This window comes from Pseudomonas sp. HMSC063H08, from assembly GCF_001813645.1.
GTDB classification, from domain to species: domain Bacteria; phylum Pseudomonadota; class Gammaproteobacteria; order Pseudomonadales; family Pseudomonadaceae; genus Pseudomonas; species Pseudomonas aeruginosa.
The window spans coordinates 49,109-71,287 of the sequence record NZ_KV813334.1 but is presented as its reverse complement, the minus strand read 5'-3'; the positions used below and the strand labels follow the sequence as shown (position 1 = coordinate 71,287).

Here is a 22,179-nt window from a genome sequence, read left to right as displayed (position 1 = left end):
AAGTACTGGCCCTTGACCGGAGGCACGAACTCGCCGCCGATGTAGTTGCCGTAGCGGGCCTTGAAGGAAACGATGGCGCCTTCGCTACCGGGATGGGCGTAACGCATGATGGTATCTCCTGGCTCTTGTGCTTATTAGGGGAGGACGCGCTGTCGCGCTTGTCGTAAGCCTGGAGCAAGGACCGGGCCAGAGTGGCGAAAGGCCCGGAGTAGAGCGTCCTGGAGGTTTCGCAGGGGAGCTTGCGAACGCTCCCTGTCACGCGGGCGGGACGCTCGTGAGTGACACTCTGTACCGTTTTCGGCGCAGCGCATGACTCATCGGTCAGTCCGTCGTTGCATTGCGCCCCGCCCTGTTGGATGCTGCACCGATAGCCGTCCGGAGAGTCGCGGACCGATCCACCGCGCCCAGGCAAGAGACGGCCCGTCCCTCGCGGAGAACCATAACAATGCCTGCCAGTTCCATGAGCCGCCACGCGCGGCAAGTGCTGACCGTCGCCCAGGGCAAGATCCCGCCGGGCGGCCCTGCGACCGATCCGTCCATCGCCCGCTCCTGGCTGCGCTGCCTGGAACAGCACCATCTCGATCCCGGCCAGCCGATGGCGCCGATGGTGCTGGAGCACGCGCGCATGCTCGAACGCCGCGAGCGCCTGCAACAGGTGCTGGAGATCGCCGATGGCGAGATGCACAGCCTCTACCAGCAGCTTTCCGGCAACGACCACGCGGTACTGCTCACCGATGCCCGCGGGGTGATCCTCAATTGCGTCAACGCCGACGCCCAGCGCCAGACCTTCGAACACGCCGGCCTCTGGCTCGGCGCCGACTGGAGCGAGCCCTGCGAAGGCACCAACGGCATCGGCACCTGCGTGGTCGAGCGGCAGGCCCTGACCATCCAGCAGGAAGAGCACTTCCGTAGCCGCCACACCGGCCTGACCTGCTCGGCGAGCCCGGTGTTCGATCCGCAGGGCGAGCTGATGGCGGTGCTCGACGTGTCTTCGGCGCGCCAGGAAGTCTCGCGGCAGAGCCAGTTCCACACCATGGCGCTGGTCAACCTGTCGGCGAAGATCATCGAGGGCTGCTATTTCCTCCGTCGCTTCGAGGGCTCCTGGCTGCTGCGCTTCCATGTCCAGGGCGACTATGTCGGCCTGTTCAGCGAAGGGCTGCTGGCCTTCGAGGAAGACGGGCGGATCCGCGCGGTGAACCAGAGCGCGCTGAACCTGCTCGGTTGTCCGCGCCAGCGCCTGCTCGGCCAGCCGGTGGAGACCTTCTTCGATTGCCGTCTCGACGACCTGCTCGGTCGCGCCTCGCCGCAACCCAGCGCCAGCTGGCCGCTGCGCACCCGCGAGGGACGGACCCTGTACGCCATGCTGCGCGGCGCGCCGCGGGCGATACCCCAGGGCCTGGCGGTGCCCCCGGCAGCGAAGCCGGCGCCTGCCGCGCCCGGCCTGTGCCTGGGCGACGCCGAGCTGGCCGCCGATTTCCGCCGGGCGCTGAAGGTCTACGCGCGCGACGTGCCGCTGCTGCTCAACGGCGAGACCGGTTCCGGCAAGGAGGCCTTCGCCAAGGCCGTGCACCTGGCCGGCCCGCGCGCGGAACAGGCGTTCGTCGCGCTGAACTGCGCGGCGATCCCGGAAACCCTGATCGAGAGCGAACTGTTCGGTTATCGCGGCGGCAGCTTCACCGGCGCGCGCAAGGAGGGCATGCGCGGCAAGTTGCAGCAGGCTGACGGCGGCACCCTGTTCCTCGACGAGATCGGCGACATGCCGCTGGCCTTGCAGACCCGCCTGCTGCGGGTGCTGGAAGAGCGCCGGGTAGTACCGCTGGGCGGCGAGCCGGAGGATGTCGACGTGCGCCTGATCAGCGCTACCCACCGCGACCTGGCCGAGCTGGTCGCCGATGGACGCTTCCGCGAGGATCTCTACTACCGCCTCAATGGCATGGTCGTGAGCCTGCCGCCGCTGCGCGAGCGCAGCGACCGCGAGGAGCTGCTGGACTACCTGCTGGCCGAGGAAGCCAGGGGCCAGCGCATCCAGCTCGACGGCGAGGTTCGCCAGGGCCTGCTGGCCTACCGCTGGCCGGGCAACGTCCGGCAGATGCGCACGGTGCTACGGACCCTGGTGGCACTCTGCGAGGACGGCCGGGTCGGCCTGCGCGACCTGCCCGCGGATATCCGCCAGGCCCTGGCGGTGCTGCCGCCCGCCGCAGCGGCGCCCGCCCCGGCCGCGGGCAACAGCCTGGACGACGCCGAGCGAGCCGCGTTGCTGGCGGCGCTGGATGGCCAGCGCTGGCACGTGAGCCGGGTGGCCGAGCAACTGGGGATCAGCCGCAACACCCTGTATCGCAAGCTGCGCCGGCACGGCCTGGTGCGCGGTCAGGCCTGACGGGCGGGACGGCTCCAGGCGGGCCGCCGCGAGGCCGGCGGGAACCCCGCCGACGCCGCGTCGTCTGATGCCGCGACGCCGGGCGGCCGGCGCCTCCGCTGTGCTAATCTGCCGCCCATTCACAGCGCCTTCGACGGCTTGATCTGCAGGAGTCTGCATGCACATCCACGTACTCGGCATCTGCGGGACCTTCATGGGCTCGCTGGCCGTGCTGGCCAAGGAACTGGGCCACCGGGTGACCGGTTCCGACGCCAACGTCTACCCCCCCATGAGCACCCAGCTGCAAGCCCAGGGCATCGAGCTGATGCAGGGCTACGATCCGGCCCACCTGGAGCCGGCGCCGGACCTGGTAGTGATCGGCAACGCCCTGTCGCGCGGCAATCCGGCGGTGGAGCATGTCCTGAACAAGGGCCTGCCCTACGTTTCCGGCCCGCAGTGGCTGGCCGACCACGTGCTGCAAGGACGCTGGGTGCTGGCGGTGGCCGGTACCCACGGCAAGACCACCACCACCAGCATGCTCGCCTGGGTTCTGGAGCACGCCGGCATGAGCCCGGGCTTCCTGATCGGCGGGGTGCCGCAGAACTTCGGGGTTTCGGCGCGCCTGGGCGGTACGCCGTTCTTCGTGGTCGAGGCCGACGAGTACGACAGCGCCTTCTTCGACAAGCGCTCGAAGTTCGTCCATTACCGCCCGCGCACGGCGATCCTGAACAACCTGGAATTCGACCACGCGGATATCTTCCCCGACCTCGCGGCCATCGAGCGGCAGTTCCACCATCTGGTGCGCACTGTGCCGGGCGAGGGCCTGATCATTCGCCCGAGCGCCGAGAAAGCCCTGGAGCGCGTACTCGGGATGGGCTGCTGGACCCCGGTGCAGACCACCGGCGAAGGCGGCCAGTGGCAGGCGCGCCTGCTCGCCGAGGACGGCTCGCGCTTCGAGGTGCTGTTCGACGGCATCGTCCAGGGCGAGGTGGACTGGCCGCTGACCGGCCTGCACAACGTCGCCAACGCCCTCGCCAGCCTGGCGGCGGCGCGCCATGTCGGCGTGATGCCCAGCCAGGGCGCGGCGGCGCTCAGCGAGTTCCGCAACGTCAAGCGGCGCATGGAGAAGGTCGCGGAGGTCCGGGGCGTGACCCTCTACGACGACTTCGCCCACCATCCGACCGCCATCGCCACCACCCTCGACGGCCTGCGCAAGCAGGTTGGCGCCGATACCCAGGTGATCGCCATCGTCGAGCCGCGTTCCAACTCGATGAAGCTCGGCGCTCATCGCGACGGCCTGCCGGACAGCGTGCGCCAGGCCGACCAGGTGCTCTGGTACGCGCCGCCGAACCTGGGCTGGGACCTGGCCGCCACCGCCGCGCAATGCGCGATACCGTCGCAGGTCTGCGATACCCTGGAGGCGATCATAGAGCAGGTGCGCCAGCAGGCCAGGCCCGGCGCGCAAGTGGTGATCATGAGCAACGGCGGCTTCGGCGGCTTGCACGGCAAGCTGGCCGCGGCGCTGGCCGAGTGAGGGGCGCGATGAGCGGTCCGGAACGCATTACCCTGGCGATGACCGGCGCCTCAGGCGCCCAGTACGGCCTGCGCTTGCTCGATTGCCTGGTGCAGGAAGAGCGCGAGGTGCACTTCCTGATCTCCAAGGCCGCGCAACTGGTGATGGCCACCGAGACCGACGTGGCCCTGCCGGCCAAGCCGCAGGCGATGCAGGCCTTCCTCACCGAATATTGCGGTGCCGCCGCCGGACAGATCCGCGTGTTCGGCCAGAACGACTGGATGGCGCCGCCGGCCTCCGGCTCCAGCGCGCCCAATGCCATGGTGATCTGCCCGTGTTCCACCGGCACCCTGTCGGCGGTCGCCACGGGGGCCTGCAACAACCTCATCGAGCGCGCCGCCGATGTCGCCCTGAAGGAGCGCCGGCCGCTGGTGCTGGTGCCGCGCGAGGCGCCGTTCTCCAGTATCCACCTGGAAAACATGCTCAAGCTGTCCAACCTCGGCGCGGTGATCCTGCCGGCGGCGCCGGGCTTCTACCACCAGCCGCAATCGGTGGAGGACCTGGTGGACTTCGTCGTCGCGCGAATCCTCAACACCCTGGGGATTCCCCAGGACATGCTGCCGCGCTGGGGGGAACAGCACCTTGTCAGCGACGAGTAGGGTGCTGCTACTGGTCCTGGCGGTGCAGTTAGGCGGTTGCGCCACCGTGCGCACCCTGGATGCGGCCAAGCCAGGGGCGCCGGTGGTCTACGCCGGCACCCGGCTGGACTGGTACAGCCTGCACGGCGGCTGCTGCCCAATGGAACGCTTCGGCGCGGAGGCGCCGGCCCATCCGGGGCTCGACCTGCCGGGCAGCGCGCTGCTGGACACCCTGTTGCTGCCGTTCTCGCTGGCCACCGCCATCGGCCTCAACCTCGGCGTCAGCGGCGGCATGTAGGGCGGGACCCGCCCGCGGCTCATTTCCCCAGCTTGCGCAGTTCGTCGGACTCGACGATGCGCACGCCCTTGCCTTCCTCCAGCGCCAGGCGCCAGAGCGCGCGGGCCAGGTCGCAGGCCTCGATGCCGTGGTACTTGCCGGGAAGGATGCGGGCGATCGGCGCGGCGAGGATCTCGGCCAGGCGGAATTCCTCGCGCGGGCCGAACAGCAGCGATGGCCGGGCGATGGTCAGCTGTGGCCAGCCCTGTTCCTGCAGGGCCTGCTCCAGTTCGCCCTTGACCCGGTTGTAGAAGATCGACGACTTGGCGTCGGCGCCCAGGGCGCTGACCACCAGGTAATGCCGGGCGCCCATCTCCAGCGCGCGCTTGCCCACCGCCAGCGGCAGGTCGAAATCGACCGCGCGGAAGGCCTCCTCCGAGCCGGCTTCCTTGATCGTGGTGCCGAGGCAGCAGAAGGCGGTATCGATGCTGCCGTTGAGTTGCGGCAGCAGCTCGGCCAGCGGGCCGACCGGGTTGTCCAGCCGCGGATGCTCGGCCAGCGCCTTGCGGGCAGGGGCGATGACCTTGGCCAGGGTCGGCTCGCTCAATATCCGATCCAACAGGTGCTCGCCGGTAAGACCGGTCGCGCCGGCGAGCAGAACGCGCTTGGGCGTCGAGTGCATGTGTGTTTCTCCCCTTCCACACCAATGAGCGTAGTGCGCGGCGTATCTATTTGCCCGCCGCGCCCTCGCCGGTTTTTCCTTCCCGGGACGCGAGCGCGCGCTCGGCTTGCTGCCCCCGCAGCGTCCGCCAGTGCGCGAGCACGCGTTCCGGTAACCAGGCTTGCGGTTCCGAAGCTTCGAAACCTTCCTCCTTCTCCCTTTGACGCACTTCCTCTTTCGCCAGTTCGAACGCTTTGGACAGATCGTCGGTGCGGTTCAGCGCATTGGCCAGCAAGGCGCGGCCGAAATAGGTGAAGTCGGCGTCGTCGGAACAGCCGAACGAGACCCGGTCGGCACGCGCGGCGGTCAGGATCAGGGTACGTTCGTCTTTCAGCGGCGGGATGAAGCCCCCGCTGTAGCAGGCCGATACCACCAGCACCTTGTCGCGCTGGCGCAGCGGCGCGAGCAGTTCGGCCAGTTCCGCGGCCGGCAGGTCGCCGAGGTTCAGGCCGGGCATGTCCAGGGCCAACTGGTGGTCGCTGGAGCCGTGGCTGGTCAGGTAGATGAAGACCAGGTCTTCCGGCCCGCTGCGTTCGGCCAGGGTGCGCACGGCGCGGGACAGGCTTTCCCGGGTAGCCAGCGGGCGGTCGCCGAAGTGGTCGCGGTGGTTGACCAGGCGAATCACGCCACGAGCGGCGAAACGCTGGCCGAGCAGGTCGCCGGCGTAATCGGCCTCGCGCAGGAACACGCCCTGGCGGCCATCGCCGCCCAGGCTCAGGGCATAGAGTTCGCTGGCCGGCGTCGAGGCCGGGATCTTGCGCAGTTCTTCGTCGAGCAGGCGACCCTGGGCCAACAGGCCGATTTCCAGGGTGTCGGGCAGGGCCTTGCCGGCGGCGTCGCGGATGCGCTTGCCGTCGGCCCAGAGTCCCTGCTCACGGCTGCCGTCGGCGCGGTCCAGGGTGCCTTGGCCGGCATAGGCGCCGGCGGCGAAGCCGCCTTCGTAGCGGGTGCCGTCCAGTTGTTCGAGCAGGCCCTGGCCATGGAAGCGCCAGAACTGGAAACCGCCGCGGTAGCGGCTGCCGTCGGCGCCGAGAAGCTCGCCGGGGCCGTTCAGCGCGCCTTCGCTGAAGCGGCCGATCCAGACATCGCCGCTGGCGCTTTCGTAGCGCCCCTGGCCATGGAACTGGTTGTCCTTGAACTGGCCGACGTAGCGGTCGCCATCGGGCCCGCTCCAGCGCCCCTTGCCGTTCAGTTGCCCGTCGCGGAAGGTACCGGCGTACTGGTTGCCCTGGCTGTCGCTGAAGCTGCCTTCACCTTCCAGGCGACCCTGGCGGAAGCTGCCCTGGTAGCGGCTGCCATCGCTGCCGTCCAGCGTGCCCTGGCCGCTGTACAGGCCCTTGCGGAAACCGCCGCGGTAGCGAGTGCCCTGTTGTTCCAGGCTGCCTTCGCCATCGAACAGGCCCTGGCGGAAGCCGCCCTGGTAGACACTGCCATCGGCCATCGCCAGGCGTCCCTGACCGTCGAACAGGCCGGCCGCGAAGCCACCGCTGTAGCGGCTGCCGTCGGCACCTTGCCAGGTGCCATGGCCGTGCAGCAGGCCATGCTCGAAGCGGCCGGCGTACCAGGCGCCGTTGTCGTAGTCCAGCCGGCCCTGGCCTTCCAGGCGCCCGTCCACCAGCTCGCCGCGATAGCGCGCGCCGTCCGGCAGGCGCGCATCGGCCGGGAGCAGCGGTTCGCCCTCGCCGCAGGCGGCGAGCAGGATGACCAGGGCGGAGCAGAGCGAGAGAGACCTGGCGGGGCGAAGCATGCGGCGTTCCCGATGAGTGGTTCGGTCCGAGGGTGGAGGGGAGACAGTGTGGCGGAAAAATCGTTGCCTGGCAGTAGGGTATTTCCCTGCCGGCCTAGAGCGCCCCCGCGAGCGGGGGCTTTTGGAGGGGGAGAGGGGCGCGAAGGCGCCTGGCCGTCAAGCGAACGGCAACGCTCGCTGGGGCGGGCTCAGACGAAGCAGAGGCTGAGGGTCTCGGCGATGTAGGCGGGTTTCTCCTGGCCTTCGATCTCCAGGGTGGCGCGCGCCTTGATCAGCCACTGGCCGGGATTCTTCTCGTTGACGTCGAGCAGGGTCAGGCCCAGGCGGACCCGCGAGCCGACCCGCACCGGCTGGATGAAGCGCACCGTATCGAGGCCGTAGTTGACCGCCATCTTCAGTCCTTCGGGAAGCACCAGCAGGCCTTCCATCAGCTTCGGGATCAGCGACAGGGACAGGAAACCGTGGGCGATGGTGCCGCCGAAGGGCGTCTTCGCCGCTTTCTCCGGATCGACGTGGATGAACTGGTGGTCGCCAGTGCATTCGGCGAACTGGTCGACCCGCTCCTGGTCGATGGTGAGCCATTCGGAATGGCCGAGATCCTTGCCGACATAGTCCTTGAGCGCTGCTACGGGTACGAATGGCATAAGTCCTCCGGGAGGATGGCTGTTGTTCTCATGGTGCAGGAAGATCAGCACGCGTTGGCGACCGGGTCAAGAAACCATCGGCCTGGCGAATATCGCGTCATGCGGTGCCGCGACTGCGACTGATGGATAGGCGAGGAGCGTGCCAATGTCCCGGCGGGCTGGGCATAATGGTCGGCCCTTGCTGGAGGTGCCCATGTTGCTTCGTGGTCTGACCTGGCTGGTGCTGTTCCAGTTGCTCGGCACAGGTCTGAACGTTCTGTTGTTGCCCATGCTGCCCGGTCCGATCATCGGCCTGGTGCTGCTGTTCGGTTATTTCCTGGCGCGTGGCGAGGTCGGCAAGCCGGTCAACGAGGCGGCCGGCTCGTTGCTGCGCTACCTGCCGCTGCTGCTGGTGCCGGCGGCGGTCGGGGTGATGGCCTATGCGCGGGAGATCGCCGCCGACTTCTGGGCCATCGTCGGCGCGCTGGTACTGTCGCTGGTGCTGTCGTTCCTGTTCGCCGGCTGGATGATGCAGAAGCTCATCGATCGCCAGCAACGTCGCCGGGAGGAGTCCTGATGGCCTGGCAGGCCGCCCTCGAGGCGGTGATCCACCATCCGCTGTTCGGCGTCGGCGTGACCCTGGGCGCCTACCAGTTGGCCCTGGCCGCCTATGAACGGACCCGCTGGGTGTTCCTGCAGCCGGTGCTGGTGTCGATGCTGGTGGTGATCGGCGTACTGCTGCTTTGCGGCATCGACTACGACGAATACAGTGCCAGCGCCAAGGTCCTGACCATTCTCCTCGGCCCCGCCACGGTGGCCCTGGCGGTGCCGCTGTTCCTCAACCTGCGGCGTATCCGCCAATTGTTCTGGCCGACCCTGCTGACCCTGGTGGTCGCCGGTACGCTGGCGACGGTGCTGGGCATCGCATTCGGCTGGCTGTTCGGTGCCGAGCCGCGGATGCTGATGAGCATGGCGCCGAAGTCGGTGACCTCGCCGATCGCCATGCTGGTGGCCAGCCAGATCGGCGGCGTGGCGGCGCTGGCCGCCGTGTTCGTACTGATCACCGGGGTGCTCGGGGCGATCCTCGGGCCGGAGCTGCTGCGCGCCATCGGCGTCCGGCACCCCGCCGCGCAGGGCATGGCGCTGGGCATGACGGCCCACGCGGTGGGCACTTCGCGGGCCTTGCAGGAAGGCGAGGAGTGCGGCGCCTTCGCCGCCCTGGCGATGAGCCTGATGGGCGTTGCCACCGCAGTGCTGCTACCGTTGGCGGTAGCGCTGGTTGCCTGACGATGCCCGAGGAGTCGCGATGAAGTTGCCGTTGTTTCCCCTCAACGCCGTGCTGTTCCCCGGTTGCCGCCTGGACCTGCAGATCTTCGAGGCGCGCTACCTGGACATGATCAGCCGCTGCATGAAGCAGGGCACCGGTTTCGGCGTGGTGACCATCGGCGAAGGGCGGGAGGTCGGCGAAGCGCCGAGCCGCCTGGCGATGGTCGGCTGCGAGGCCTCGGTCCGCGACTGGCAGCAGCGCCCGAACGGCCTGCTGGGCATCCGCGTGGAGGGCGGTCGGCGTTTCCAGGTGCTGTCGGTGGAGGTCCAGGCCGACCAGCTCAGCGTTGGCGAGATCGAGTGGTTCGAAGACCTGCCGGAGCAACCCCTGACCTACGAACACAACGATCTCGCCGCGTTGCTCAGCGTGCTGGCCGAGCATCCGATGGTGGCCGCGCTGGAGATGGGCGGCGAGCCCGGCGGCCAGCAGGACCTGGCCAACCAGTTGGCCTACCTGCTGCCGTTCGATACCGAACGCAAGCTCGAACTGCTCGCCCTGCCCGACGCGCAGATGCAACTGGCGCGGATCCAGGTGCTGCTGGAGCACCTGCAGGGCGAGTTGGGTATCGACTGAGCGCCAACCCTCACAGCGGCCGGTAGCGCGCAATGGCTTCCGGCAGGGCCCAGCCGGCGGCGATCGCCAGGGTCGCCACGCAGACCGGCAACAGCAGCCACCAGACCCGTTGCGGCAGCGCCGGCAGCGACTCGCGGCGCTGGCTCAGCCACAGGCTGGCGGCGCAGACCGTAGTGGCGAGCAGGGCGCCGGCGACGATGTCCGACGGCCAGTGCACGCCAAGGTAGACCCGCGACAGGGCGATGCTCAGCGACGGGATCACCGCCAGCAGTACCCAGGTCAGGCGCCAGCGCGGCGGTTGCTGGCGGCTGGCGAGGACGCCCAGGGTGAGGAAGAAGGCGAAGGACGCCGAGCTGTGCCCGCTGGGGAAGCTGAAGCTGCTCAGCGGTTCGGCCAGCACTTCCGGGCGGGCGCGGGCGAACAGGGTCTTCAGGGTCTGGTTGGCCAGCGCGGTACCCACCAGGGTGCCGATGGCGAAGATGGCCGGACGCCATTGCCGGGTCAGCAGGAGGATACCGCCGAGCAGCGCGCCGGCGATGAACTGGGTGCGGAAATCGCCGAGCCGGGTGACCACCACCATCACCGGGTTCAGGTCGGCGTTGCGGTGCTCCTGGACCAGCGTCATCAGGCCCTGGTCGAGGTCCTGGAGGTACGGCCAGGCGACGGTCATCGCCAGCAGCAGGACCAGGCTCAGCGCGGCCGCCACAGCGGTTGCCCAGCGTTTGCGTCGCAGGCTGGCCTGGACTACCACGCCGACCAGCACCGCCAGGCAGGCCGCGACGATCCCGGCTTCGCTCCAGAAGCCTTCCGGCAACGGCAGGCGCAGGGCTGCGCCGGTGGCCCAGCCGGGCAACAGGTAGGCGACCGCCCAGCCGGCGGCGGCAATCAGCGAAACGCCGAGAAAACGGCCGAACGGCATGTCGAGCATGCCGGCGACCATCGGCAGCATCGGCCGCAGGGCGCCGATGAAGCGGCCGACCAGCAGGCTGGCGATACCGTAGCGCTCGAAGTACACCTCGGCGGCGGTGATCCACTGCGGATGGCTGCGCAGGCCGGGTAGGCGGCGGATGTTCTGGTGGAAGCGGCGGCCGATCCAGTACGAGCTGAGGTCGCCCAGCACCCCGCCGGCGTAGGCCAGCAGCAGGGTTTCGCCGAGGCTGAGGGCGCCGCTGCCAGCGATCACCGCGACGCCGAACAGCAGCACCACGCCGGGCAGGACGATGCCGACGATGGCCGCGCATTCGAGGAAGGCGATGAGGAAGATGGCCAGCCCCAGCCACTCGGGGTTGGCGGCCATCCAGGCGTTGAAGCTGTCGAGACTCATTGCAGGTGCGGGTCCTGGTGTCCGAGTAGATGATAGTCGCGCCCGGCGACCTGGCCGCGGCGCAGTGGGTTGCGGGTGCAGAAGGCGGCGAAGGCGGCATCGACGAAACGGTACGGCAGGTGTTCGTCGCGCCCCTTCGGAATGCCCAGCCGAGCGGCCTGGATCACCTGGCTGGGGCGCTCGCCGACATCGTCGACGAACAGTCGCTGCGGATCGAAGCGCTGTGCGTCCCACTCCGGCACCTTCAGCCCCATGGCCTTGCACAGCAGGGTCTGGCCGGCGCACAGGCGGCCGATCTCGCGGGGCCGGCCCTGGCTGTCCGGGTTCAGGCTCTGCATCCGCTCCAGCGCCGCGTGGTCGCTGATGCGATCCAGCCAGGGATGGCCGGACTTGATCAGCACCGCATTGCCCGGCCCGCCGGCGCTGAAGTTCAGCGAGTCGCCGCCGCGCGCGTAATACATATAGATGTGCCCGCCGTCGAGGAACAGTGCCTTGCGCTTCTCGGTGTAGCCGAGCGAGGCGTGGCTGCCTTTCTCCTCCAGGTAGTAGGCCTCGGTCTCGATGATTCGCGCCGCCAGCCAGAGATTGCCCTGGCGATGGCGGATCACCTTGCCCAGCAGCTCGCGGGCGACCAGCAACGCATCGCGGTCGAAGAAGGTGTCGGGGAGTGGCCGGGCGTCGGGCCAGGGCAAACTAAGGATGGGATCGCGGGACATGGGATTGTCGCTGGGACCATGGCAGTCATAGGCTGGCGAATGATAACAACAAGAGCCTGAATCATGGTTGAACGAGAGCGTGTCGACAGTGCCCACATCACGCCCAGCGCCCATTACACTGGCTACGTCTGGTTCCGCCATCGACTCGCCGAACCGGCCTTCGCCACCGTCTTCGGCCGCTGGGTACACGGCTTCGTCGCGCCGATCAACTGGGGCGCGCAGCTCGGTTTCGGGCTGAACATCGAGGATTTCCTGTTACAAAGACACCTCATGATCGACGCGCGCCTGACCCAGGCCGTCGAACGCGAGGGAGTGGTCCAGGTGGTGGAAATGGCCTGCGGGCTCTCGCCGCGCGGGCGACGCTTCCGGCAACGCTATCCACAGTTGCGCTACCTGGAGGCCGACCTGCCGCCGATGGCCGCGCGCAAGGCGGCGCTGCTTCGCGATCAGGGTTGGCTGGGTCCGGAGCACGCGGTGGCGGCTGTGGATATCCTCGCCGAGGACGGCGAGCGCAGCCTCGCCGCGCTGTTCGCCGGGCTCGACCGCGAGCGCCCGCTGGTGGTGATCACCGAGGGGCTGGTGAACTATTTCCAGCGCCCGGTGATCGAGGCCTTCTGGAGTCGCCTGGCGACCGAACTTAAACGCTTTCCCCAGGGCACTTACCTGACCGACCTCTATCCCGATCTCCGCGAGCACCCGCGCTACCGGCAGATCCGCTGGGGAGTGGGGATCATCGGGCGGCTGACGCGGGGAAGCTATCCGTTGCACTACCGCAATGCCGCGGAAATCGAGGCGGCCTTCGCCCGCTGCGGCTTTGCCTCCACCCTGGTGCTCGACCCGCAGCGCGAAGGCGCCGCCCTGGGCTTGCCGCAGGGACGCCTGCCGAGCCTGGTGCGGGTGATCGAAAGCCGCACGGCATAGCCGCCTTTCAGGCGACCTCCGCTCGCTGCCAGGCGGCGAGGAGGTCGGCCAGTCCGGCGCTGGCCGCCGGATCGGAGTGCGGGAAGATGAAGGCGAAGCCGCCGGCGGTCGAACGCAGGGGCAGGATGTCCAAGTCCGCCAGGCCGTCGTAGCACAACCGCCAGCCGCGTTGCGGGCGGGATTCGGGCAGCTCGGCGTGCAGCCGCCCGCCGAAATAGCCGAGTTCCACCAGTTCCGCCGCATAGACGCCGAGCTGCGGATGTTCCAGCCGAGCGTGCCCCTGGGCTGGCCGATGGCGGACCTCGAAGCGTCGCTCCAGGCCGAGCAGGCGCGTGCGCGGGATCCGCGTGCTGCCCTCGGCGCGCTCCGGCAGCGCCTCGCCGCGCAGGAACGGGCCGTAGAGCCGGGCGCAGGCCTCGCGTCGTTCGAACTGGGCAAGATGGTCGGCGTCGTGGATCAGGGCGAACTCGGCGTTCCCGCAGGCATGGGCGAACACCGCATGTTCCCAGGGCTGGGTGAAATGGTCGTACTCGCCGGCGAGTACCAGGGTCGGGCAGGTCGGGTGCCGCTCGAAGCCGCCGAAGGCCAGCAGGCGCCGGCTATTCTGCCGGTAGCGTTCGATCTCCGCCACGGTCAGGCGTTGCAACTGGCGCAGCATGGCCTTGCGAAATACCGGGGAGACGCCGGTACGTTCCAGCTGTAGCGGGTTGATCAGGCCGGTCAGTACGCCGTGGGCGAAGGCGCTCTGGTCGCCCTCGTCGAGCCGGGCCAGCGCTTCTTCCAGCAGCAGCCGCGCACCGGGGCGGCCGAATGCGGTGATGCCGGCCAGTAGCAGGCGCGCGCAGCGGCGCGGATGGCGGGCGGCGAACAGCGCGGCCAGGGCCGAGCCGTAGGACAGGCCGATGGGCATCAACGGCGGCAGGCCGAGCCGTTCGGCGAAGGCCGCGATCAGGTCGGCGAGGTCTTCCAGGCTCAGTTCCGCCGCCAGTTGCAGGTTGCCGCCCTGGCTCGGCAGGTCGAGCAGGATCACCGGGTGCTCGGCGAGCAGTTCGCTGACCTCGCCGGCGAACGAGCGGAAGCTCTGGAAGGCGCCGCCCAGCAGGAGCACCGGCGGGCGCGGGTCGTCGGCGCGGGCGGCGAAGGCCTGGTAGCGCAGTTGCCAGCCGTCTAGAAAGAGGATATCCGGTTCGCTGCTCAGCGACTGCGCGCTGTAGTCGGTACGGTAGCGCATGGCGAGGCCCCGCGGTGTGTGCGTCGTTATTGTTGTTCTGCCGAGCGGGTGCCGGTGGGTGGCAGCGGCCAGGCTCGCTTCGAAGGTAAACAGAGGTAGCAATTTTGTTTACCTATCCTTCGGCCGGCGCCTGCGCCCGGGTGTCACCGTCTCGCGCACAGGCCCAGGCGCAGCGGGGCCGCCGCGTTACCGCCGGGGGCCGCGGAACGCACTGTCTACCGACCGGCTGTTGCGGCTGGGCGCGCCGGGGCTGGCTCGCTATAATCGCGCATTTCCCTGACGCCAGATGCCGAGACCATGACCGAGTCCGTCCTCGACTATATGAGCCGCCTGGGCCGCGATGCCCGCGCCGCCTCGCGGTTGCTCGCGCGCGCCGCCACCGCGCAGAAGAACCGCGCCCTGCTGGCCGCGGCCGATGCGCTGGACGCCGCCCGCGCGGAGTTGTCCCACGCCAACGAGCAGGACCTCGCCGCCGGCCGGGCCAATGGCCTGGAGCCGGCGATGCTGGACCGCCTGGCGCTGACCCCGGCGCGCATCGACGACATGATCGAGGGCCTGCGCCAGGTCGCCACGCTGCCCGACCCGATCGGCGAGATCCGCGACATGCGCTACGTGCCCTCGGGCATCCAGATCGGCAAGATGCGCGTGCCGCTGGGCGTGGTCGGGATCATCTACGAGTCGCGGCCGAACGTGACCATCGACGCCGCCAGCCTGTGCCTGAAGTCCGGCAACGCGACCATCCTGCGCGGCGGCTCCGAGGCGATCCACTCCAACCAGGCGATCGCCCGCTGCATCCAGCAGGGCCTGGCCGAGGCCGGCCTGCCGGCCGCCGCCGTGCAGGTGGTGGAAACCACCGACCGCGCCGCGGTCGGCGCGCTGATCAGCATGCCCGAATACGTCGACGTGATCGTCCCGCGCGGCGGCAAGAGCCTGATCGAGCGCATCAGCCGCGAGGCCAAGGTGCCGGTGATCAAGCACCTGGACGGCATCTGCCACGTCTACATCGATGTCGCCGCCGACCTGGACAAGGCGATTCGCGTCGCCGACAACGCCAAGACCCAGCGCTACGCGCCGTGTAATACCATGGAGACGCTGCTGGTGCATGCCGGTATCGCCGAGCGGGCGCTGCCGCCGCTGGCCACGATCTACCGCGAGAAGGGCGTGGAACTGCGCGGCGACGCCGCGACCCGCGCGCTGCTCGGCGCAGACGTGCTGGAGGCTACCGAGGAGGACTGGCGTACCGAGTACAACGCGCCGATCCTGTCGATCCGCATCGTCGACGGGCTGGACGCGGCGATCGAGCACATCAACACCTACGGCTCGCAGCACACCGACGCGATCATTACCGAGAACTTCAGCGATGCGCGGCGTTTCCTCGCCGAAGTGGATTCCGCTTCGGTGATGGTCAACGCCTCGACCCGCTTCGCCGACGGCTTCGAGTACGGCCTCGGCGCCGAGATCGGGATTTCCACCGATAAGCTGCACGCCCGCGGCCCGGTCGGCCTGGAAGGCCTGACCAGCGAGAAGTACGTCGTCTTCGGCGACGGTCACGTGCGCACCTGATGGGCAAACGTATCGGCCTGTTCGGCGGCACTTTCGACCCCGTGCATATCGGACATATGCGCAGCGCCGTGGAAATGGCCGAGCAGTTCGCCCTCGACGAACTGCGCCTGCTGCCCAATGCGCGGCCGCCGCACCGGGAAACCCCGCAGGTGTCGGCCGCGCAGCGGTTGGCGATGGTCGAGCGGGCGGTGGCGGGAGTCGAGCGATTGACGGTCGATCCCCGCGAACTGAAGCGCGACAAGCCGTCCTACACCATCGACACCCTGGAGTCGGTGCGGGCGGAACTGGCGGCCGACGACCAGTTGTTCATGCTGATCGGCTGGGATGCCTTCTGCGGCTTGCCGACGTGGCACCGCTGGGAGGCGTTGCTGGATCACTGCCACATCGTCGTGTTGCAGCGTCCGGATGCCGACAGCGAGCCGCCGGAGTCGCTGCGCGACCTGCTGGCGGCGCGGAGCGTGGCCGACCCGCAGGCCCTGAAAGGGCCGGGCGGGCAGATCACCTTCGTCTGGCAGACGCCGCTGGCGGTGTCCGCCACCCAGATCCGTGCGCTGCTGGGTGCCGGGCGCTCCGTGCGTTTCCTGGTGCCGGACGCGGTATTGAACTACATCGAGGCGCACCACCTGTATCGTGCGCCACACTGATAAAGAAACAGAGACCGACTCAATGCAAACCGAACAACTCGTCCAAGTGGCCATCGATGCCCTGGAAGACCTCAAGGCCCAGGACATCGTGACCCTCGATGTGCGGGACAAGACCAGCGTCACCGACTACATGGTGATCGCCTGCGGCAGTTCTAGCCGCCAGGTCAAGTCGCTGGCCGACAACGTCCTGACCAAGGCCAAGGAAAACGGCGTCAAGCCCCTGGGCAGCGAAGGCCTGGAGTCCGGCGAATGGGCGCTGCTCGACCTGGGCGACGTGGTGGTCCACGTGATGCTCCCGGCGACCCGCCAGTTCTACGACCTGGAGCGCCTGTGGCAGGGCGCCGAGCAGAGCCGCGCCCAGCACCAGCCGGAAGAGTGACGCCGGCATGCGGTTGCGCCTGATCGCGGTTGGCTCGCGCATGCCTCGCTGGGTCGAGGAAGGCTGGCAGGAGTACGTCAAGCGCCTGCCGGCCGAGCTGTCCCTCGAACTGGTGGAGATCCCGCTCAACACCCGTGGCAAGAACGCCGACGTGGCACGCCTGATCCGTCAGGAAGGCGAGGCCATGCTGGCGCGCGTGCAGCCGGGGGAACGGGTGGTGACCCTGGAGGTCGAAGGTCGGCCCTGGAGCACCGAGCAACTGGCTCGCGAACTGGATCGCTGGCGTCTCGACGCACGCACCGTGAATCTCATGGTCGGCGGCCCGGAAGGGCTGGCGCCGGAGGTCTGCGCGCGCAGCGAGCAGCGCTGGTCGCTGTCGCCGTTGACGCTGCCGCACCCGTTGGTGCGGATCCTGGTCGGCGAGCAGATCTACCGGGCCTGGACCGTATTGTCCGGGCACCCCTACCACAAATAGTCCCCAGTCCCGATGCCGCAGCCGATCCACCTGAAAGACCACGAGAAAGACGCCCGCCTGGTGCGTCGGCGCGTCATCGTCGGGGCGGTGGCGGTGGTCTTGCTGACCCTGGTGCTGGTGGCGCGCATGTACCACCTGCAGGTGACCCAGTACGAGTACCATTCGACGCTGTCGGAGAACAACCGGGTCCATGTGCAGCCGATCCCGCCGACCCGCGGGATCATCTTCGACCGCAACGGCGTGATCATCGCCGACAACCGGCCGAGCTTCAGCCTGACCATCACCCGCGAACGCACCGAGGACCTGCAGAAGACCCTCGACACGCTGGTGGAGATCCTCGGCCTGACCGAGGACGACCGGGCCATCTTCGAGAAGCGCATGAAGCAGGGGCGGCGTCCGTTCGAGCCGGTTCCCATCATGTTCGAACTCAACGAGGAACAGATCGCCCGCATCGCGGTGAACCAGTTCCGCCTGCCGGGCGTCGACGTGGCGACCCAGTTCGTCCGCCACTACCCGCTGAAGGAGCACTTCGCCCATTCGGTCGGGTACGTCGGGCGGATCAACGAGCAGGAACTGAAGAACCTCGACCCGATCAACTACAGCGGCACCCACCATATCGGCAAGACCGGCATCGAGCGCTTCTACGAGAGCGAGTTGCACGGCACCGTTGGCTACGAGGAAGTCGAGACCAACGCCCGCGGGCGGGTGCTGCGGGTGCTCAAGCGCACCGACCCGATTCCCGGCAAGGACATCGTCCTGAGCATCGATAGCCGCCTGCAGGAGGCCGCCGAGAACGCCCTGGCCGGGCGGCGGGGCGCCATCGTGGCGATCCAGCCGTCCACCGGCGACGTGCTGGCGATGGTCAGCCAGCCGAGCTACGACCCCAACCTGTTCGTCACCGGCATCAGCTTCAAGGCCTATGCCGAGCTGCGCGACTCCATCGACCGGCCGCTGTACAACCGCGTCCTGCGCGGGCTCTATCCGCCGGGCTCGACGGTGAAGCCGGCGGTGGCACTGGCCGGCCTCGACGCCGGGGTGGTCACGCCGACCTCGCGGGTCTTCGACCCCGGCTACTACCAGTTGCCCAACTACGACCACAAGTACCGTAACTGGAACCGCTACGGCGATGGCTGGGTGAGCCTGGAGTCGGCGATCTACCGGTCCAACGACACCTATTTCTACGACCTCGCGCACAAGCTGGGGATCGACCGCCTGCACGCCTTCATGAGCCGCTTCGGCTTCGGCCAGAAAGTCGCCCTGGACATGTTCGGCGAAGCCGACGGGCTGATGCCCTCGCGCGAATGGAAGCGCAAGACCCGCCGCCAGGTCTGGTACCCGGGGGAGACCCTGATCCTCGGCATCGGCCAGGGCTACATGCAGGCGACGCCGATCCAACTGGCGCAGATGACCGCGCTACTGGCCAACAAGGGCCACTGGATCCGCCCGCACCTGGCCAAGACCATCGACGGCCAGCCGCCGGTCGACCCCGACCCGATGCCCGACATCGTGCTGCGCGACCCGGCCAACTGGGACCGCGTCGACTACGGCATGCAGCAGGTGGTGCATGGCGCCCGCGGCACGGCGCGCAAGGTTGGCGCCACCTCGGCCTACCTGATCGCCGGCAAGAGCGGTACCGCCCAGGTGGTGGCGATCAAGCAGAACGAGCGCTACGACCGCTCCAAGCTGCTCGAGCGGCACCGCGACCACGCCCTGTTCGTCGGCTTCGCGCCGGCCAACAACCCGCAGATCGCGGTGGCGGTGATGGTGGAGAACGGCGAGTCCGGCTCCGGCGTCGCCGCCCCGGTGGTCAAGCAGGTGATGGACGCCTGGCTGCTCGACGAGCACGGCAAGCTCAAGGCCGAATACGCGGAACCCGTCGCGCCGCTCGCGGCGGCGGTGGCCAAGCCCGAACCCACGGCAGCCGAGCCGGAGGCGCCCGCCCTTGAACAGTAACTTCGACCGCACCCTGTCCAACGAAGACGTGATGCGCCGGCGCGCCAGCCTGTTGCAGCGCCTGCACATCGACGGGATTCTCCTGCTGCTGTTGCTGATCCTCGGCGCCACCGGCCTGTTCGTCCTCTATTCGGCGAGCGGCAAGAGCTGGGACATGCTGATGAAGCAGGCCACCTCGTTCGGCCTGGGACTGGGCATGATGGTGGTCATCGCCCAGATCGAGCCGCGCTTCATGGCCCGCTGGGTGCCGCTGGGCTACCTGGTGGGGGTCGCGCTGCTGGTGGTGGTCGACGTGATCGGCCACGACGCCAAGGGGGCGACGCGCTGGATCAACATCCCCGGGGTGATCCGCTTCCAGCCCTCGGAGTTCATGAAGCTGCTGATGCCGATGACGGTGGCCTGGTACCTGTCCAAGCGCAACCTGCCGCCGGGGCTCAAGCACATGGTGATCAGCCTGGCGATCATCATCACCCCGTTCGTGCTGATCCTGAAACAGCCCGACCTCGGCACCGCCATGCTGATCCTCGCTTCCGGCGGCTTCGTGCTGTTCGTCGGCGGCCTGCGCTGGCGCTGGATCGTCGGCGCGGTGTCGGCGGCGGTGCCGATCGCAGTGGCGATGTGGTTCTTCATCATGCACGACTACCAGAAACAGCGGGTGCTGACCTTCCTCGACCCGGAAAGCGACCCGCTGGGCACCGGCTGGAACATCATCCAGTCTAAGGCGGCCATCGGTTCCGGCGGGGTATTCGGCAAGGGCTGGCTGCTGGGCACCCAGTCGCACCTGGATTTTTTGCCGGAAAGCCACACCGACTTTATCATTGCGGTCCTCGGCGAGGAGTTCGGCCTGGTCGGCGTCTGCCTGCTGCTGGTGCTCTACCTGCTGCTGATCAGTCGTGGCCTGGTGATCACCGCCCAGGCGCAGACGCTCTACGGCAAACTGCTGGCCGGTGGCATCACCATGACGTTTTTCGTTTATGTCTTCGTGAATATCGGTATGGTGAGCGGGTTGTTGCCGGTGGTGGGGGTACCGCTGCCTTTCATTAGTTATGGCGGAACTTCGCTGGTTACCCTGTTGTCAGGGTTCGGGGTTCTGATGTCGATCCATACCCATCGGAAGTGGATCGCCCAGGTTTGAGACCAAGAGTGAAGAACGCAATGCAAGTACTGCGTACATGGGCGGCCAGGGGCGTCCAATGGGTCGGCGTAGCCGGCGTCATTGGCCTGTCCGGGGCGGCCCAGGCGGGGGACTACGACGGCTCGCCGCAAGTGGCCGAGTTCGTCAGCGAAATGACCCGCGACTACGGCTTCGCCGGAGAGCAGCTGATGGGGCTGTTCCGCGACGTGAACCGCAAGCAGTCGATCCTCGATGCGATCTCGCGCCCGGCCGAGCGGGTCAAGCAGTGGAAGGAATACCGGCCGATCTTCATCAGCGACGCGCGCATCAGTCGTGGTGTCGACTTCTGGAACAAGCATGCCGAAGACCTGGCGCGGGCAGAGAAGGAATACGGCGTGCCGGCCGAGATCATCGTCTCGATCATCGGCGTGGAAACCTTCTTCGGCCGCAACACCGGCAGCTACCGGGTGATGGACGCGCTGTCCACCCTCGGCTTCGACTACCCGCCGCGGGCCGACTTCTTCCGCAAGGAGTTGCGCGAGTTCCTCCTGCTCGCCCGCGAACAGCAGGTCGACCCGCTCAGCCTGACCGGCTCCTACGCCGGCGCCATGGGCCTGCCGCAATTCATGCCGAGCAGCTTCCGCGCCTACGCGGTGGACTTCGACGGCGATGGCCACATCAATATCTGGAGCGACCCGACCGACGCCATCGGTAGCGTCGCCAGCTACTTCAAGCAGCACGGCTGGGTCACCGGCGAGCCGGTGGTCTCGGTGGCCGAGATCAACGACGAGAGCGCCGAGAGCGCGGTGACCAGGGGCGTCGACCCGACCATGAGCCTGGGCGAGCTGCGTGCCCGCGGCTGGCGCACCCACGATGCGCTGCGCGACGACCAGAAGGTCACGGCGATGCGTTTCGTCGGCGACAAGGGCATCGAGTATTGGGTCGGTTTGCCGAACTTCTACGTGATCACCCGCTATAATCGCAGCGCCATGTATGCCATGGCGGTTTATCAGCTGGCGGGCGAGATTGCCCGCGCGCGAGGTGCCCATTGAGCAAGCGTGTCCGCTCCTCCCTGATCCTGCCCGCCGTCTGCGGCCTCGGGCTGGCGGCCGTGCTGTTGAGCAGTTGCTCCAGCAAGGCGCCCCAGCAGCCGGCCAGGCAGGCGGGCATTTCCGGGCCGGGCGACTATTCCCGTCCGCATCGCGACGGCGCCCCCTGGTGGGACGTCGACGTGTCGCGGATCCCCGATGCGGTGCCGATGCCGCACAACGGTTCGGTGAAGGCCAATCCCTACACCGTGCTGGGCAAGACCTACTACCCGATGAACGATGCGCGGGCCTACCGGATGGTCGGCACCGCGTCCTGGTACGGCACCAAGTTCCACGGCCAGGCCACCGCCAACGGCGAGACCTACGACCTCTACGGCATGACCGCCGCGCACAAGACCCTGCCGTTGCCGAGCTACGTGCGGGTGACCAACCTGGACAACGGCAAGAGCGTGATCGTCCGCGTCAACGACCGCGGCCCGTTCTATTCCGACCGGGTCATCGACCTGTCCTTCGCCGCGGCGAAGAAGCTCGGCTATGCCGAGACCGGCACCGCGCGGGTCAAGGTCGAAGGCATCGACCCGGTGCAGTGGTGGGCCCAGCGCGGCCGGCCGGCACCGATGGTCCTGGCGCAGCCCAAGCAGGCGGTGGCCCAGGCCCCCGCTGCGACGCAAACTCAGGCGGTGGCGATGGCCCAGCCGATCGAGACCTACACCCCGCCGCCGGCGCAGCACGCGGCCGCCGTGCTGCCGGTGCAGATCGACTCAAAAAAAAACGCTTCATTACCAGCCGATGGCCTGTATCTCCAGGTGGGCGCCTTCGCCAACCCGGATGCAGCGGAGCTGCTGAAGGCCAAGCTGAGCGGCGTGACGGCTGCGCCGGTGTTTATCAGCTCGGTCGTACGCAACCAGCAGATTCTGCACCGGGTGCGGCTGGGACCGATCGGTTCGGCGGACGAGGTTAGCCGCACCCAGGACAGCATCCGCGTGGCCAACCTTGGCCAGCCGACGCTGGTACGCCCCGACTGAGCGCCTACTC

General features: G+C 68.3%; 23 protein-coding genes. 16 read left to right on the top strand and 7 right to left on the bottom strand.

Annotated elements, in window-relative coordinates:
- The coding region (locus tag HMPREF2924_RS36285; RefSeq protein ID WP_224965672.1) for a hypothetical protein at nt 1-107 on the bottom strand (107 nt) is incomplete at its 3' end.
- A gap of 338 nt (nt 108-445) precedes the next feature.
- Between HMPREF2924_RS36285 and eatR the strand changes: the two genes are divergently transcribed.
- The 4 genes from eatR to HMPREF2924_RS02085 all read left to right on the top strand — a co-directional run bounded on the left by eatR (nt 446) and on the right by HMPREF2924_RS02085 (nt 4,805).
- Nucleotides 446-2,377, top strand: coding sequence for a sigma-54-dependent transcriptional regulator EatR (gene eatR, locus HMPREF2924_RS02100; RefSeq protein ID WP_009313360.1), 1,932 nt, complete (start codon nt 446-448; stop codon nt 2,375-2,377).
- 157 nt (nt 2,378-2,534) lie between these two features.
- Complete coding sequence (mpl, locus tag HMPREF2924_RS02095; protein ID WP_003093229.1) at nt 2,535-3,890, top strand: UDP-N-acetylmuramate:L-alanyl-gamma-D-glutamyl-meso-diaminopimelate ligase; 1,356 nt, start codon at nt 2,535-2,537, stop codon at nt 3,888-3,890.
- An 8-nt stretch (nt 3,891-3,898) separates the two neighbouring features.
- On the top strand, nt 3,899-4,528 hold the full coding sequence (gene ubiX / locus HMPREF2924_RS02090; RefSeq protein WP_003093227.1) for a flavin prenyltransferase UbiX: 630 nt from the start codon (nt 3,899-3,901) through the stop codon (nt 4,526-4,528).
- Nucleotides 4,512-4,805 (top strand): YceK/YidQ family lipoprotein, encoded by a 294-nt coding sequence (locus tag HMPREF2924_RS02085; protein ID WP_023094415.1) that lies wholly within the window; start codon nt 4,512-4,514, stop codon nt 4,803-4,805. The genes ubiX and HMPREF2924_RS02085 overlap by 17 nt, the downstream gene beginning before the upstream one ends.
- A gap of 19 nt (nt 4,806-4,824) precedes the next feature.
- Here the strand turns inward: HMPREF2924_RS02085 and HMPREF2924_RS02080 are convergent, their stop codons facing one another.
- The 3 genes from HMPREF2924_RS02080 to HMPREF2924_RS02070 form a co-directional block, all read right to left on the bottom strand.
- Entirely contained in the window at nt 4,825-5,466 is a 642-nt protein-coding gene (locus HMPREF2924_RS02080) for an oxidoreductase (protein WP_003093223.1), read from the bottom strand.
- A 46-nt stretch (nt 5,467-5,512) separates the two neighbouring features.
- The gene (locus HMPREF2924_RS02075; RefSeq protein ID WP_003118249.1) at nt 5,513-7,252 is read right to left on the bottom strand and encodes a C13 family peptidase; all 1,740 of its coding nucleotides are present in this window, start codon (nt 7,250-7,252) and stop codon (nt 5,513-5,515) included.
- A 188-nt stretch (nt 7,253-7,440) separates the two neighbouring features.
- Nucleotides 7,441-7,896 carry a MaoC family dehydratase gene (locus HMPREF2924_RS02070; RefSeq protein ID WP_003093220.1) on the bottom strand — a complete coding sequence of 152 codons (456 nt, stop codon included), beginning with the start codon at nt 7,894-7,896 and terminating at the stop codon, nt 7,441-7,443.
- A gap of 193 nt (nt 7,897-8,089) precedes the next feature.
- Between HMPREF2924_RS02070 and HMPREF2924_RS02065 the strand changes: the two genes are divergently transcribed.
- The 3 genes from HMPREF2924_RS02065 to HMPREF2924_RS02055 are packed head-to-tail and all read left to right on the top strand — an operon-like array spanning nt 8,090 to nt 9,775.
- Nucleotides 8,090-8,452, top strand: a complete 363-nt coding sequence (locus tag HMPREF2924_RS02065; protein ID WP_003100294.1) for a CidA/LrgA family protein — start codon at nt 8,090-8,092, stop codon at nt 8,450-8,452.
- Complete coding sequence (locus HMPREF2924_RS02060; RefSeq protein ID WP_003093214.1) at nt 8,452-9,162, top strand: LrgB family protein; 711 nt, start codon at nt 8,452-8,454, stop codon at nt 9,160-9,162. Before HMPREF2924_RS02065 ends, HMPREF2924_RS02060 begins: the two co-directional genes overlap by 1 nt.
- Nucleotides 9,163-9,181: 19 nt before the next feature.
- Complete coding sequence (locus HMPREF2924_RS02055) at nt 9,182-9,775, top strand: LON peptidase substrate-binding domain-containing protein (RefSeq protein ID WP_003093212.1); 594 nt, start codon at nt 9,182-9,184, stop codon at nt 9,773-9,775.
- A 10-nt stretch (nt 9,776-9,785) separates the two neighbouring features.
- On the opposite strand, the gene HMPREF2924_RS02050 is transcribed toward HMPREF2924_RS02055, so the two are convergent.
- Nucleotides 9,786-11,099 (bottom strand): bifunctional DedA family/phosphatase PAP2 family protein, encoded by a 1,314-nt coding sequence (locus tag HMPREF2924_RS02050; RefSeq protein WP_009313361.1) that lies wholly within the window; start codon nt 11,097-11,099, stop codon nt 9,786-9,788.
- On the bottom strand, nt 11,096-11,815 hold the full coding sequence (locus HMPREF2924_RS02045) for a DNA-3-methyladenine glycosylase (RefSeq protein ID WP_003110373.1): 720 nt from the start codon (nt 11,813-11,815) through the stop codon (nt 11,096-11,098). Before HMPREF2924_RS02045 ends, HMPREF2924_RS02050 begins: the two co-directional genes overlap by 4 nt.
- Nucleotides 11,816-11,878: 63 nt before the next feature.
- Between HMPREF2924_RS02045 and HMPREF2924_RS02040 the strand changes: the two genes are divergently transcribed.
- Complete coding sequence (locus HMPREF2924_RS02040; protein ID WP_003132493.1) at nt 11,879-12,736, top strand: class I SAM-dependent methyltransferase; 858 nt, start codon at nt 11,879-11,881, stop codon at nt 12,734-12,736.
- A 7-nt stretch (nt 12,737-12,743) separates the two neighbouring features.
- On the opposite strand, the gene HMPREF2924_RS02035 is transcribed toward HMPREF2924_RS02040, so the two are convergent.
- Entirely contained in the window at nt 12,744-13,967 is a 1,224-nt protein-coding gene (locus HMPREF2924_RS02035) for an alpha/beta fold hydrolase (protein WP_003132495.1), read from the bottom strand.
- A gap of 297 nt (nt 13,968-14,264) precedes the next feature.
- Between HMPREF2924_RS02035 and HMPREF2924_RS02030 the strand changes: the two genes are divergently transcribed.
- From HMPREF2924_RS02030 to rlpA, 8 genes are read left to right on the top strand one after another with little or no spacing between them, the layout of a single operon-like run.
- Nucleotides 14,265-15,530: a glutamate-5-semialdehyde dehydrogenase gene (locus HMPREF2924_RS02030; protein ID WP_003132497.1), complete on the top strand. Its 1,266-nt coding sequence runs from the start codon at nt 14,265-14,267 to the stop codon at nt 15,528-15,530.
- Nucleotides 15,530-16,174 carry a nicotinate-nucleotide adenylyltransferase gene (gene nadD, locus HMPREF2924_RS02025; protein ID WP_003110376.1) on the top strand — a complete coding sequence of 215 codons (645 nt, stop codon included), beginning with the start codon at nt 15,530-15,532 and terminating at the stop codon, nt 16,172-16,174. Before HMPREF2924_RS02030 ends, nadD begins: the two co-directional genes overlap by 1 nt.
- A 22-nt stretch (nt 16,175-16,196) precedes the next feature.
- Nucleotides 16,197-16,553: a ribosome silencing factor gene (rsfS, locus tag HMPREF2924_RS02020; protein WP_003100305.1), complete on the top strand. Its 357-nt coding sequence runs from the start codon at nt 16,197-16,199 to the stop codon at nt 16,551-16,553.
- 7 nt (nt 16,554-16,560) lie between these two features.
- Nucleotides 16,561-17,028 carry a 23S rRNA (pseudouridine(1915)-N(3))-methyltransferase RlmH gene (rlmH, locus tag HMPREF2924_RS02015; RefSeq protein ID WP_003093193.1) on the top strand — a complete coding sequence of 156 codons (468 nt, stop codon included), beginning with the start codon at nt 16,561-16,563 and terminating at the stop codon, nt 17,026-17,028.
- A gap of 12 nt (nt 17,029-17,040) precedes the next feature.
- Complete coding sequence (gene mrdA, locus HMPREF2924_RS02010) at nt 17,041-18,981, top strand: penicillin-binding protein 2 (RefSeq protein WP_003093191.1); 1,941 nt, start codon at nt 17,041-17,043, stop codon at nt 18,979-18,981.
- A 31-nt stretch (nt 18,982-19,012) separates the two neighbouring features.
- A complete protein-coding gene (gene rodA / locus HMPREF2924_RS02005) occupies nt 19,013-20,116 on the top strand; it encodes a rod shape-determining protein RodA (RefSeq protein ID WP_003114090.1) in 1,104 nt (367 codons plus the stop codon).
- A gap of 8 nt (nt 20,117-20,124) precedes the next feature.
- Entirely contained in the window at nt 20,125-21,147 is a 1,023-nt protein-coding gene (mltB, locus tag HMPREF2924_RS02000; protein ID WP_003132500.1) for a lytic murein transglycosylase B, read from the top strand.
- A complete protein-coding gene (gene rlpA / locus HMPREF2924_RS01995; protein WP_003093184.1) occupies nt 21,144-22,169 on the top strand; it encodes a septal ring lytic transglycosylase RlpA in 1,026 nt (341 codons plus the stop codon). Before mltB ends, rlpA begins: the two co-directional genes overlap by 4 nt.
- Nucleotides 22,170-22,179 lie beyond the last annotated feature (10 nt).

Excerpts from the sequence above, each read along its gene's own strand:
- nadD (WP_003110376.1), top strand. The coding sequence starts at position 15,530 with ATGGGCAAACGTATCGGCCTGTTCGGCGGCACTTTCGACCCCGTGCAT.
- HMPREF2924_RS02055 (WP_003093212.1), top strand. The coding sequence starts at position 9,182 with ATGAAGTTGCCGTTGTTTCCCCTCAACGCCGTGCTGTTCCCCGGTTGC.
- HMPREF2924_RS02080 (WP_003093223.1), bottom strand. The coding sequence starts at position 5,466 with ATGCACTCGACGCCCAAGCGCGTTCTGCTCGCCGGCGCGACCGGTCTT.
- eatR (WP_009313360.1), top strand. The coding sequence starts at position 446 with ATGCCTGCCAGTTCCATGAGCCGCCACGCGCGGCAAGTGCTGACCGTC.
- HMPREF2924_RS02035 (WP_003132495.1), bottom strand. The coding sequence starts at position 13,967 with ATGCGCTACCGTACCGACTACAGCGCGCAGTCGCTGAGCAGCGAACCG.
- HMPREF2924_RS02030 (WP_003132497.1), top strand. The coding sequence starts at position 14,265 with ATGACCGAGTCCGTCCTCGACTATATGAGCCGCCTGGGCCGCGATGCC.
- HMPREF2924_RS02040 (WP_003132493.1), top strand. The coding sequence starts at position 11,879 with ATGGTTGAACGAGAGCGTGTCGACAGTGCCCACATCACGCCCAGCGCC.
- HMPREF2924_RS02070 (WP_003093220.1), bottom strand. The coding sequence starts at position 7,896 with ATGCCATTCGTACCCGTAGCAGCGCTCAAGGACTATGTCGGCAAGGAT.
- HMPREF2924_RS02075 (WP_003118249.1), bottom strand. The coding sequence starts at position 7,252 with ATGCTTCGCCCCGCCAGGTCTCTCTCGCTCTGCTCCGCCCTGGTCATC.
- rsfS (WP_003100305.1), top strand. The coding sequence starts at position 16,197 with ATGCAAACCGAACAACTCGTCCAAGTGGCCATCGATGCCCTGGAAGAC.
- HMPREF2924_RS02050 (WP_009313361.1), bottom strand. The coding sequence starts at position 11,099 with ATGAGTCTCGACAGCTTCAACGCCTGGATGGCCGCCAACCCCGAGTGG.
- rodA (WP_003114090.1), top strand. The coding sequence starts at position 19,013 with ATGCGCCGGCGCGCCAGCCTGTTGCAGCGCCTGCACATCGACGGGATT.
- HMPREF2924_RS02060 (WP_003093214.1), top strand. The coding sequence starts at position 8,452 with ATGGCCTGGCAGGCCGCCCTCGAGGCGGTGATCCACCATCCGCTGTTC.
- mrdA (WP_003093191.1), top strand. The coding sequence starts at position 17,041 with ATGCCGCAGCCGATCCACCTGAAAGACCACGAGAAAGACGCCCGCCTG.
- ubiX (WP_003093227.1), top strand. The coding sequence starts at position 3,899 with ATGAGCGGTCCGGAACGCATTACCCTGGCGATGACCGGCGCCTCAGGC.
- rlmH (WP_003093193.1), top strand. The coding sequence starts at position 16,561 with ATGCGGTTGCGCCTGATCGCGGTTGGCTCGCGCATGCCTCGCTGGGTC.
- HMPREF2924_RS02045 (WP_003110373.1), bottom strand. The coding sequence starts at position 11,815 with ATGTCCCGCGATCCCATCCTTAGTTTGCCCTGGCCCGACGCCCGGCCA.
- HMPREF2924_RS02065 (WP_003100294.1), top strand. The coding sequence starts at position 8,090 with ATGTTGCTTCGTGGTCTGACCTGGCTGGTGCTGTTCCAGTTGCTCGGC.
- mpl (WP_003093229.1), top strand. The coding sequence starts at position 2,535 with ATGCACATCCACGTACTCGGCATCTGCGGGACCTTCATGGGCTCGCTG.